Source organism: Pseudomonas sp. FW300-N2F2 (assembly GCF_017351655.1).
In the GTDB taxonomy this organism is placed as follows: domain Bacteria; phylum Pseudomonadota; class Gammaproteobacteria; order Pseudomonadales; family Pseudomonadaceae; genus Aquipseudomonas; species Aquipseudomonas fluorescens_AA.
Map to the genome: position 1 here is coordinate 289,270 of NZ_JACNDQ010000003.1, position 12,160 is coordinate 301,429.

Below are 12,160 nucleotides of genomic sequence, written 5' to 3' on the forward strand. Positions count from 1 at the left end.
TGGGAGCGAGCTTGCTCGCGATGAGGGCGTGTCAGTCAACAGCATTGTCTGCTGACCCACCGCTATCGCGAGCAAGCTCGCTCCCACAGGGAAGCAGCGCAATGAATTCCAGAACAATCCACAGAGGTTGAACCATGGCTGTCACCAGCACACGCGCAAGCAGCAAGCCGTTGATCGAGAAACGTTCGATCGACTACATCCCGGAAGCGGAGAGACACGGTCGGCTGTTGAGCCAGTTCACCCTCTGGATGGGGGCCAACCTGCAAATCACGGCCATTGTCACCGGTGCATTGGCGGTGGTGCTGGGCGGTGATGTGTTCTGGTCGTTGATCGGTTTGCTGATCGGCCAAGTGCTCGGCGGTGGCGTCATGGCCTTGCATGCCGCGCAAGGGCCCAAGCTTGGCCTGCCGCAGATGATCTCCAGCCGGGTGCAGTTCGGTGTGTATGGCGCGGCCATCCCGATCGTGCTGGTGTGCCTGATGTACCTGGGTTTCACCGCGACGGGCACCGTGCTTTCCGGCCAGGCGCTGGGCCAGTTGTTTGGCGTCAGCGACAGTGCGGGCATCCTGATCTTCGCCAGTGTCATCGTGCTGGTGACAGTGCTGGGTTATCGGGTGATTCACTTCATTGGCCGGGTCGCCAGCATCATTGGTGTGATTGCCTTCGTTTATCTGTTCGCTCGCCTGATCAGCCAGACGGACGTTGGCGCACTCCTGCAAATCCGCCATTTCAGCTGGAGCAGTTTCCTGCTGGCGGTGTCGCTCGCGGCCTCCTGGCAGATCGCCTTCGGCCCCTACGTGGCTGACTATTCGCGTTACCTGCCGAGCAAGATGTCCTCGGTGAAAACCTTTTTCGCCGCAGGCGCCGGTTCGGTCATCGGCGCACAGGTGGCGATGATCCTCGGCGTGTTTGCCGCCGCCTCGGCCAACGGGCAGTTCGCCGGTCACGAAGTGGCCTACATCGTTGGCCTGGGGGGCACTGGCGCCACCGCTGCGCTGCTGTACTTCAGCATCGCGTTCGGCAAGGTCACCATCTCCACGCTGAACTCCTACGGCAGCTTCATGTGCATTGCCACCATCATCAGCGGTTTCCGGGGGCATCTGAACGTCACGCGCTTGCAGCGTCTGGTCTTCGTGCTGGTCATCGTCGGCGCCGCGACCCTGATCGCGCTACTGGGCCAGCACTCGTTCCTCGGTGCGTTCAAGTCTTTCATCCTGTTCTTGCTGGCGTTCTTTACGCCTTGGAGCGCGATCAACCTGGTGGACTACTACTGCATCACCCGCGAGCGCTATGACGTGCCGGCCCTGGCCGACCCGAACGGCCGCTACGGTCGGTGGAACACCTTGGGTATCAGCGTCTATGTCTTCGGCGTACTGGTTCAATTGCCATTCATCGCCACCAAGTTCTATACCGGTCCGCTGGTGGGAGCCATGGGCGGTGTGGATATCTCCTGGATCATCGGTCTGGTGGTCCCGGCGGCGCTGTATTACGTCCTCGCCAGGAAGTGGCACAGCGCAGTACCCGATCAATTGATCCTGCCGCTCGAGCAGGACGCGGTTGACGCACAACCGAGCAGGGCGGGCCGCATTCAAGCGGTCTGATGGACGTTGACAGGGCTGGATGCCTCTTGACTGCCGTAAGCCAATCCAACTGATTAGGAGCGTCACATAATGAAGTCGAACAAGACCCTGCTGACCACATTGCTTTCCATGGGCCTGCTGGCCAGCGCTGGCGCCACGCAAGCGGCGGGTTGGTGCGAGTCGGGTAAACCGGTGAAGTTCGCCGGCCTGAACTGGGAAAGCGGCATGCTGCTGACCGACGTCCTGCAAGTGGTGCTGGAAAAAGGCTACGACTGCAAGACCGACAGCCTGCCGGGCAACTCCATCACCATGGAAAACGCCCTGAGCAGCAACGACATCCAGGTGTTCGCCGAAGAATGGGTCGGCCGCAGCGAGGTGTGGAACAAGGCCGAGAAGGCCGGCAAGGTGGTCGGCGTCGGTGCCCCGGTGGTGGGCGCCATCGAAGGCTGGTATGTACCGCGCTACGTGGTTGAAGGCGACGCCAAGCGCAAGCTCGAAGCCAAGGCCCCGGGCCTGAAGAACATTGCCGACCTGGGCCAGTACGCCGCCGTGTTCAAGGACCCGGAAGAACCGTCCAAGGGCCGTTTCTATAACTGCCCGGCCGGTTGGACCTGTGAGCTGGACAACAGCGAAATGTTGAAAAGCTACGGCTTGGAAAAAACCTACACCAACTTCCGTCCAGGCACCGGCCCGGCGCTGGATGCGGCGGTGCTGTCGAGCTACAAGCGTGGCGAGCCGATCCTGTTCTACTACTGGTCGCCAACGCCGCTGATGGGTCAGGTGGACCTGGTGAAACTGGAAGAAAAACCGGGCGTGGATAAAAGCGTGAGCATCAAGGTCGGCCTGTCCAAGACGTTCCACGACGAAGCCCCGGAACTGGTGGCGGTGCTGGAAAAGGTCAACCTGCCGATCGATATCCTGAACCAGAACCTCGGGCGCATGGCCAAAGAGCGGATCGAGTCGCCGAAACTGGCGAAGATCTTTCTGAAGGAACATCCTGAAGTCTGGCACGCCTGGGTCAGTGAAGACGCTGCCAAGAAAATCGACGCGGCTCTGTAGGTCGAATCTTTCCCGGCCAACCGTGGGGCTGGCCGGGACGTTCACCGCATCCACTTGATCGAGAGTCTCTTATGTTTCCCGAAAGCTTTACCTTCTCCATCGCCGATTGGGTCAACGGTTGGGTCGACTCCCTGGTGACCAACTATGGCGATGTGTTCCGGCACATCTCCGACACCCTGCTGTGGGCCATCGTCAATCTGGAAGGCCTGTTGCGCATGGCGCCCTGGTGGCTGATGCTGGCCATCGTCGGCGGCATTGCCTGGCACGCCACTCGCAAGGTCGTGGCCACGGCAGTCATCGTCGGCCTGTTGTTCCTGGTGGGTGCGGTAGGCCTGTGGGACAAGCTGATGCAGACCCTCGCGCTGATGCTGGTGGCGACGCTGATCTCGGTGTTGATCGGCATTCCCCTGGGCATTCTTTCGGCGCGCAGCAATCGCCTGCGTTCGGTGTTGATGCCGTTGCTGGACATCATGCAGACCATGCCGAGCTTCGTGTACCTGATTCCGGTGTTGATGTTGTTCGGCCTGGGCAAGGTCCCGGCGATTTTCGCCACGGTGATCTACGCCGCGCCGCCATTGATCCGTCTGACCGACCTGGGTATCCGCCAGGTGGACGGCGAAGTAATGGAAGCCATCAACGCTTTCGGCGCCAACCGCTGGCAGCAGCTGTTCGGCGTGCAACTGCCCCTGGCCCTGCCGAGCATCATGGCCGGGATCAACCAGACCACCATGATGGCCCTGTCGATGGTGGTCATCGCTTCGATGATCGGTGCCCGTGGCCTGGGCGAAGACGTGCTGGTGGGCATCCAGACCCTCAACGTCGGGCGCGGCCTGGAAGCGGGGCTGGCCATCGTGATTCTCGCCGTGGTCATCGACCGCATTACCCAGGCCTATGGTCGTCCTCGGCATGAGGTGAGCAAATGAGCAACGCAGCCATCAGCAAGATCGAAGTCAAGAATGTCTTCAAGATTTTCGGCAATCGCTCCAAGGAAGCCCTGGAGCTGATCCGCCAGAACAAGACCAAGGACCAGGTGCTGGCCGAAACCGGCTGCGTGGTCGGCGTCAACGACCTGTCGCTGAGCATCGGCACCGGTGAGATCTTCGTGATCATGGGCCTGTCCGGCTCCGGCAAGTCCACCCTGGTGCGCCACTTCAACCGGCTGATCGATCCTACGAGTGGCGCGATCCTGGTGGACGGCGAAGACATCCTGCAACTGGACATGGACGCCCTGCGCGAATTTCGCCGGCACAAGATCAGCATGGTGTTCCAGAGCTTCGGCCTGCTGCCCCACAAGAGCGTGCTGGACAACGTCGCCTATGGCTTGAAAGTGCGTGGCGAGAGCAAGCAGGTGTGCGCCGAGCGGGCGCTGCACTGGATCAACACCGTGGGCCTGAAAGGCTACGAGAACAAATACCCGCACCAGCTCTCCGGCGGCATGCGCCAGCGCGTGGGCCTGGCCCGGGCCTTGGCGGCGGACACCGACATCATCCTGATGGATGAAGCCTTCAGCGCCCTCGACCCGCTGATCCGTGCGGAAATGCAGGACCAGTTGCTGGAGCTGCAAAAGACCCTGCACAAGACCATCGTCTTCATCACCCACGACCTCGACGAGGCCGTGCGCATCGGCAACCGCATCGCGATCCTCAAGGACGGCAAGCTGATCCAGGTCGGCACGCCCCGGGAGATCCTGCATTCGCCGGCGGATGAATATGTCGATCGGTTCGTGCAGCGCAGGGCTGCGGTGGTTTGAAGGGTTTGTGGTGGTAGGGCTGGCCCCATCGCGAGCAAGCTCGCTCCCACAAGGGGACCTCTTTTGCTCACACATTTTGTGCCCAAAAGGAAATCCCTGTGGGAGCGAGCTTGCTCGCGATAGGGCCGGCAAAGCTGCATCAATATTCAAGTTGTACAGACGAGGTTGAGGATGTCCCAGGCTGAAAAAATCGTAATCACCGGCGCTCCGTTGCGCTGGCAGGACGTCGTCGCCGTCGCCCGCTTCGGTGCCGAGCTCGAGCTGTCGACCCAGACCTGGGCGCGGATCGACAATGCCCAGGCCATCGTCCAGCGCATCGTCGAAAGCGGCGAGCGCGCCTACGGCGTCAATACCGGCCTGGGGGCCTTGTGCAATGTCTCGCTCAAGGACGAACAACTCAGCCAACTGTCGCGCAACACCCTGCTCAGCCATGCCTGTGGCGTTGGCGCGCCGCTGACGGATGAACAGACCCGGGCGATCCTCTGCGCCGCCATCCTCAACTACAGCCAGGGCAAGTCCGGCATCCATCGCCGGGTGGTCGAGGCGTTGCTCGCACTGCTCAATCGCGGCATCACGCCGCAAGTACCGTCCCAGGGTTCGGTGGGTTACCTGACCCACATGGCCCATATCGGCATCGCGTTGCTGGGCGTTGGTCAGGTCAGCTATCGCGGACAAATAGTCCCGGCGCAACAGGCCTTGGCCGCCGAGGGTTTGCAACCGGTGCAACTGGGGGCCAAGGACGGTCTGTGCCTGGTCAACGGCACGCCGTGCATGACCGGCCTCAGTTGCCTGGCCCTGGCCGATGCGACGCGGCTGGTGCAATGGGCCGACGTGATCGGCGCCATGAGCTTCGAGGCCCAGCGCGGCCAGATTGCCGCGTTCGATGCCGAGATCATCGCCCTCAAGCCGCACCCGGGCATGCAGCAGGTCGGGGTCAACTTGCGGGCGTTGCTCGACGGCAGCGAGGTCATCGCCGCGAGCCTGGGCATTCGCACCCAGGATGCCTTGAGCATCCGCTCGATTCCGCAGGTGCACGGCGCGGCTCGCGATCAGTTGGCCCACGCCCGGCAACAGATCGAAACCGAACTCAATGCGGTCACCGATAACCCGCTGTTGCTGGGTACGCCGGACAACTTCCGGGTCATGTCCCAGGCCAACCCCCACGGTCAGTCGGTGGCCTTGGCGGCGGACCTGCTGGCGATTGCCATGGCCGAAATCGGCTCCATCGCCGAGCGTCGCCTCGACCGCTTGATCAACCCCCACGTCAGCGGCCTGCCAGCCTTCCTGGTGGCCAATCCCGGCGTGAACTCGGGGATGATGATCGTGCAATACGTTGCCGCGTCGCTGTGCGCGGAGAACAAGCAACTGGCGCAACCGGCGGTGCTGGACAATTTCGTCACCTCCGGTTTGCAGGAAGACCACCTGAGCATGGGCACCAACGCCGCCCTGAAGCTGCACCGGGCGCTGGAAAACTGCACGCAGATCCTCGCCATCGAGTACCTGCTGGCAGCCCAGGCTTTTGAGTTTCTCAAGGCCCAGCGTTTCGGTGCTGGCACCGACATCGCCTGGAAACTGCTGCGCGAGCGCGTTCCGGCCTACGACCAGGATCGCTGGCTGGCGCCGGACATCGCCAGTGCCGCCGGGTTGCTCAAGGATCCCTTTGTGCTGCACAACGCTTTACCTGATTTGAACTGATCAAAAAACGCCAGCGTGCCAAGACACCCATTGCCCACAAGGCATCGCCCCAAAGCGAAGGTGACGGATAACGGAACATTCCGGAGCGACTGGCGGGTGAAAAAACAAAACTCTCAAAAGGAGCAATACATGACTGCCTTAAACCTGATTCCCGGCCAATTGAGCCTGGCTCAATTGCGTGACATCTATCAGCAACCCGTAACCTTGAGCCTCGACGCCAGCGCGTCGGCGCAGATCGAGGCCAGCGTCGCCTGCGTCGAGCAGATCCTGGCCGAGAACCGCACCGCCTACGGCATCAACACCGGTTTTGGCTTGCTGGCCTCGACCCGCATCGCCAGCGAGGACCTGGAAAACCTGCAGCGCTCCCTGGTGCTGTCCCATGCCGCCGGCGTGGGCGAGCCGATCAGCGATGCGCTGGTGCGCTTGGTCATGGTGCTCAAGGTCAACAGCCTGAGCCGGGGTTTTTCCGGCATCCGTCGGCAGGTGATCGATGCGCTGATTGCACTGATCAATGCCGAGGTCTACCCGCACATTCCGCTCAAGGGGTCGGTCGGTGCGTCCGGTGACCTGGCGCCGCTGGCCCACATGTCCCTGGTGCTGCTGGGTGAAGGCAAGGCCCGCTACAAGGGCGAATGGCTGCCGGCCGTCGAGGCGCTGAAAGTCGCCGGTCTCGCGCCGCTGACCCTGGCCGCCAAGGAAGGCCTGGCGCTGCTCAACGGCACCCAGGTCTCCACTGCGTTTGCCCTGCGTGGCCTGTTCGAAGGTGAAGACCTGTTCGCCGCGGCCCTGTCTCTGGGCAGCCTGACGGTGGAAGCGGTGCTCGGTTCGCGCTCGCCGTTCGACGCGCGGATCCATGCCGCTCGCGGCCAGAAAGGCCAGATCGATGCCGCCGCCGCTTACCGCGATCTGCTGGGCGAGCGCAGCGAAGTCTCCGATTCGCACCAGAACTGCGACAAGGTCCAGGACCCGTACTCCCTGCGCTGCCAGCCGCAAGTGATGGGCGCGTGCCTGACCCAGTTCCGCCAGGCCGCTGAAGTGCTGGTGATCGAAGCCAACGCGGTGTCGGATAACCCGCTGGTGTTCGCCGCCGAGGGTGACGTGATTTCCGGGGGCAACTTCCACGCCGAACCGGTGGCGATGGCCGCCGACAACATGGCCTTGGCGATTGCCGAAATCGGCTCCCTGAGCGAACGCCGGATTTCGTTGATGATGGACAAGCACATGTCGCAGTTGCCGCCGTTCCTGGTGGCCAATGGCGGGGTGAACTCCGGCTTCATGATCGCCCAGGTCACCGCGGCGGCCCTGGCCAGTGAAAACAAGGCGCTGTCTCACCCCCATTCGGTGGACAGCCTGCCGACCTCGGCCAACCAGGAAGACCACGTCTCCATGGCCCCGGCCGCCGGCAAGCGCCTGTGGGAAATGGCCGAGAACACCCGTGGGATTCTGGCGGTGGAATGGCTCGCGGCCTGCCAGGGGCTGGACCTGCGCGGCGGTTTGAAGACCTCTTCCAAACTGGAGCGGGCCCGTGGTCTGTTGCGTGCAGAAGTGCCGTTTTATGAGAAGGACCGGTTCTTTGCGCCGGACATCAATGCGGCCAGTGAGTTGTTGGCGAGTCGGTGCCTGAACGAATTGGTCACGGCGCAGTTGTTGCCGAGCCTGTAAGGGCCTCATCGCGAGCGAGCTCGCCCCACAAGGTTTCTGATGCACTCAAAACCCCTGTGGGAGCGAGCTCGCTCGCGATTCGATTTTGAACGCGACGAGGAAACCGGGATGAAAACCCTCTGGCAAAACTGCCACGCCGCCACCATGGCCCAGGGCGTCTACTCGATCATCGAAGACGCCGCCATCGTCACCCAGGGCGAGCACATTCAATGGATCGGCCCGCGTGCCGAATTGCCGACGGGGGACTACCCGGCGGTCAACGACCTCAAGGGCGCCTGGGTCACGCCGGGGTTGATCGACTGCCACACCCACACAGTATTTGGCGGCAACCGCAGCGGTGAGTTCGAACAACGTCTGCAAGGCGTCAGCTACGCCGAAATCGCGGCGGCCGGCGGTGGCATCGCCAGCACCGTGCGCGCCACCCGCGCCGCCAGTGAAGACGAACTGTTCGCCAGCGCCGCCAAACGCCTGAAAAGCCTGATGCACGACGGCGTGACCACGGTGGAGATCAAATCCGGCTACGGCCTGGACCTGGCCAGCGAACGCAAGATCCTTCGCGTCATTCGCCGTCTTGGCGCCGAGTTACCGGTCAGCGTACGCAGTACCTGCCTGGCGGCCCACGCCTTGCCACCGGAGTACAAGGATCGCGCCGATGACTACATCGAACACATCTGCACCGAGATGCTGCCAGCCCTGGCGGCCGAGGGGCTGGTGGATGCGGTGGATGCCTTTTGCGAATACCTGGCGTTTTCCCCGGCGCAGGTCGAGCGAGTGTTTATCACCGCGCGACAACTGGGGCTGCCAGTGAAGCTGCACGCCGAACAATTGTCGTCTCTGCACGGTTCCAGCCTGGCGGCGCGCTACCAGGCGCTGTCGGCCGATCACCTGGAATTCATGACCGAGGACGACGCCAAGGCCATGGCCGCTTCCGGCACCGTGGCGGTGTTGCTACCGGGGGCGTTTTATTTCCTGCGGGAAACCCAACTGCCGCCCATGGATGCCCTGCGCAAGCACGGGGTGAAAATCGCCGTGGCCAGCGACCTCAACCCCGGCACCTCGCCGGCGCTGTCGCTGCGCTTGATGTTGAACATGGCCTGCACCTGTTTCCGGATGACCCCGGAAGAAGCCCTGGCAGGGGCGACGATTCATGCGGCCCAGGCCTTGGGCATGGCGCAAACCCACGGTTCGTTGGAAGTCGGCAAGGTCGCGGATTTTGTCGCCTGGCACATCGACCGCCCGGCCGACCTGGCGTACTGGCTCGGTGGCGATCTGGAAAAGCGCGTCGTGCGTCACGGCGTGGAAATCGATTGAGGAGATTGGTTGTGGAGAAGGTCCTGAATTTCAAGCAAGGGCGCGTGCCGCTGTTGATCAGCATGCCCCACGCCGGCCTGCGCCTGACCCCGGCGGTGAAGGCCGGGTTGATTCCCGAAGCCCAGAGCCTGCCGGACACCGACTGGCACATTCCCCAGCTCTATGAGTTCGCCAATGAGTTGGGCGCCAGCACCCTGGCCGCCGAGTATTCACGGTTCGTCGTCGACCTGAATCGCCCCTCCGATGACAAACCGATGTATGTCGGCGCCACCACCGGTTTGTACCCGGCGACGCTGTTCGATGGCGTGCCGTTGTTTCGCGAAGGGCTGGAACCGTCGGCCGAGGAACGGGCGACGTATCTGCAGCAGGTCTGGATGCCGTACCACCAGGCGCTGCGGCAGGAACTGGCGCGGCTCAAGGCCGAGTTCGGCTACGCCTTGCTGTTCGACGCCCACTCGATCCGTTCGGTGATCCCGCACCTGTTCGACGGCAAGCTGCCGGACTTCAATCTCGGTACGTTCAACGGTGCCAGTTGCGACCCGACCCTGGCCAGCCAGCTCGAAGCCATCTGCGCCCGCCACGGCCAGTTCACCCATGTGCTCAACGGACGTTTCAAGGGCGGACACATCACGCGGCACTACGGCAACCCGGCCGAAGACATCCATGCGGTGCAACTGGAACTGTGCCAGAGCACCTACATGGAAGAATTCGAACCGTTCAACTACCGCCCGGATCTGGCGGCGCCGACCCAGGTGGTGCTCAGGGAGTTGCTGGAAGGTTTCCTGGCGTGGGGACAGAAGACCTACAAACATTAATCCCTGGCAAGGCAGCTTTGGGGGCGAGGGAGCTTGCTCCCGCTCGAGTGCGTAGCGCTCGTAAAATTTGGGGGGCCGCTGCGCAGCCCAGCGGGAGCAAGCTCCCTCGCCACAAAAGCATTCATGCCTGCCTACCTGTCGCCACCGTGCAAAACCGAGTCGCCACAGTTCATCTTGACCCCCTCGACGCTGCGTAATGTTCCGGTCACGGTGCGCCAAGACACCGCCCTATAATAATCCGCTGCCGCACGAGACCCTCGCGATGAAAAGACTGTTCAAACGCTGTCTGTCGTTCCTCTGCGGTACCGTTCTACTCAGCACCGGGGCGATGGCCGCCGAGCCTGCGTCCTGCCAGACCGTCCGCATGGGCGTGGTCAACTGGACCGATGTGATCGCCACCAGCGGCATGGCCGATGTGCTGCTCACCGGTCTGGGCTACGACAGCAAGCAGACCAGCGCCGTGCAACAGATCATCTTCGCCGGCATCCGCGACAAGCGGCTCGACATCTTCCTGGGGTATTGGAAGCCGGCGATGGACAAGAACATCGCCCCGTTCCTGGCGGCCAACCAGGTGAAGGTACTGGACAAGCCAAGCCTGGCCGACGCCCAGGCCACATTGGCCGTACCGGATTACGTGGCGGCGGCGGGGCTCAAGACCTTTGCCGACATCGCCCGGTTCAAGGATCAGCTTGGCGGCAAGATCTACGGCATCGAGCCGGGCAGCGGTGCCAACACCACCATCAAGACCATGATCGAGACCAACCACTTCGGCCTCAAGGATTTCAAGCTGATCGAGTCCGGTGAAGCAGGCATGCTGGCGGCGGTGCAGCGGGCGGTGAACCGCAAGGAGTTCGTGGTCTTCGTCGGCTGGACCCCGCACCCGATGAACATCAACATGAACATCACTTACCTGACCGGCAGCGAGGACGTCTATGGTCCGAACGAAGGCGCCGCGACCGTCTCCATCGTGACCGCGCCGGACTACGCCCAGCGTTGCCCGAACGTGAGCCGGCTGTTGGAAAACCTCACCTTCACCGCCGCCCAGGAAAGCCAGTTGATGGTGCCGATCATGGAGCGCAAGACACCCCAGGACGTCGCCCGCCAATGGCTGCGCGAGCATCCCGAGGATCTTCAGCGCTGGCTGGCGGGTGTCACGAGCTTCGATGGCAAGGACGGTGTGGCGGCGGTGCAGGCCAGTCTCAAGAACTGAGGCGATTTTCCGGGCACTGATAACCCTGTGGCGAGGGAGCTTGCTCCCGCTTGAGTGCGCAGCGCTCACAAGATTCTTGGGGCGGCTGCGCCACCCAGCGGGCGCAAGCTCCCTCGCTACAAAAGCCTCTGAGCCACACCACGGCAAACCACGATGACCTACCCACTCTCCCAGGCAATGTCAGCTTTCATCGACAAAACCCAGAGCTTCACCAGCCCGGACGATAGCCTCGTCGGCTCGCGCCAGGCCTACAGCCAGATGTGCCGGGCGTTCACTCCACCTTGCCCGCCGACGCTGGCCATCGAGGATTTCGAACTGGCCGGCGTGGCGGTACGGGCCTATTACCCGCAACGTGCGGCACCGCTCGCCGGCTGGCCATGCATGCTTTACCTGCACGGTGGCGGTTGGGTCGTGGGGGATCTGGATTCCCATGACTTCATCTGCATGGAGCTGGCCGCTGAGTTGGGCGCGCTGGTGGTGGCGGTGGATTACCGGCTGGCCCCGGAGCATCCGTTTCCGGCCGGTTTCGAAGATTGCCTCGCGGTGTGGCGCCACTTGGCGGACGCCCCGTTCGCCATCGACCCCCGTCGCCGGCTGGTGGTCGGTGACAGCGCCGGCGGCAATCTCGCTGCCGCGTTATGCCTGGCCTTGCGCGATGCCGGGCAACCGTTGCCCCGGGCCCAGGTCTTGATTTATCCGGCGCTCGGTGGCCCTGCGGATCTGCCGTCGCGTCACGAGTGCTTCGATGCCCCGCTCCTGAGCAGTCGCGATCTGGCGCGCTATGAGGCGCTGTACCTGGGTGGCGCTCGTCCCTCGCCTTATGCCATGCCGTTACTCGCCGACAACCTGGACGGCTTGCCGCCAGCGCTGGTTGCCGTCGCGCAATGGGATCCACTGCGCGACGACGGCGTCCTTTATTGCGAGCGGCTGAACGCCGCAGGGGGAGACGCCGTGCTGTATGTCGGCAATGGGCTGGTCCACGGTTGCCTGCGTGGCCGGGGCCAGGTGCCGGAGGTCGATCAGATGTATCGCACGCTGCTGGCGTACCTGGCTGACATGCTTTGACTGCGCAGGGGAC

10 protein-coding genes are annotated in these 12,160 nt (G+C 63.0%); all 10 read left to right on the forward strand.

Annotated elements, in window-relative coordinates; all coding sequences use genetic code 11:
• Positions 1–134: 134 nt before the first annotated feature.
• On the forward strand, positions 135–1,601 hold the full coding sequence (locus J4E63_RS22130; RefSeq protein ID WP_207283367.1) for a cytosine permease: 1,467 nt from the start codon (positions 135–137) through the stop codon (positions 1,599–1,601).
• A gap of 69 nt (positions 1,602–1,670) precedes the next feature.
• Entirely contained in the window at positions 1,671–2,639 is a 969-nt protein-coding gene (locus J4E63_RS22135) for an ABC transporter substrate-binding protein (protein WP_014336129.1), read from the forward strand.
• Positions 2,640–2,710: 71 nt separating this feature from the next.
• The gene (locus J4E63_RS22140; RefSeq protein ID WP_003196893.1) at positions 2,711–3,562 is read left to right on the forward strand and encodes a proline/glycine betaine ABC transporter permease; all 852 of its coding nucleotides are present in this window, start codon (positions 2,711–2,713) and stop codon (positions 3,560–3,562) included.
• Positions 3,559–4,389, forward strand: coding sequence for a glycine betaine/L-proline ABC transporter ATP-binding protein (locus J4E63_RS22145; protein ID WP_050586211.1), 831 nt, complete (start codon positions 3,559–3,561; stop codon positions 4,387–4,389). The genes J4E63_RS22140 and J4E63_RS22145 overlap by 4 nt, the downstream gene beginning before the upstream one ends.
• A 171-nt stretch (positions 4,390–4,560) precedes the next feature.
• Positions 4,561–6,084 (forward strand): histidine ammonia-lyase, encoded by a 1,524-nt coding sequence (gene hutH, locus J4E63_RS22150; RefSeq protein WP_207283368.1) that lies wholly within the window; start codon positions 4,561–4,563, stop codon positions 6,082–6,084.
• Between the two features lie 129 nt (positions 6,085–6,213).
• Positions 6,214–7,746 carry a histidine ammonia-lyase gene (gene hutH, locus J4E63_RS22155; RefSeq protein ID WP_207283369.1) on the forward strand — a complete coding sequence of 511 codons (1,533 nt, stop codon included), beginning with the start codon at positions 6,214–6,216 and terminating at the stop codon, positions 7,744–7,746.
• 108 nt (positions 7,747–7,854) lie between these two features.
• Complete coding sequence (gene hutI, locus J4E63_RS22160) at positions 7,855–9,057, forward strand: imidazolonepropionase (RefSeq protein ID WP_207283370.1); 1,203 nt, start codon at positions 7,855–7,857, stop codon at positions 9,055–9,057.
• Between the two features lie 11 nt (positions 9,058–9,068).
• Positions 9,069–9,872, forward strand: a complete 804-nt coding sequence (gene hutG / locus J4E63_RS22165; RefSeq protein WP_207283371.1) for an N-formylglutamate deformylase — start codon at positions 9,069–9,071, stop codon at positions 9,870–9,872.
• Positions 9,873–10,134: 262 nt separating this feature from the next.
• Positions 10,135–11,082, forward strand: a complete 948-nt coding sequence (locus J4E63_RS22170) for a choline ABC transporter substrate-binding protein (RefSeq protein WP_060739583.1) — start codon at positions 10,135–10,137, stop codon at positions 11,080–11,082.
• Between the two features lie 153 nt (positions 11,083–11,235).
• A complete protein-coding gene (locus J4E63_RS22175) occupies positions 11,236–12,147 on the forward strand; it encodes an alpha/beta hydrolase (protein ID WP_259334106.1) in 912 nt (303 codons plus the stop codon).
• Positions 12,148–12,160: the final 13 nt, after the last annotated feature.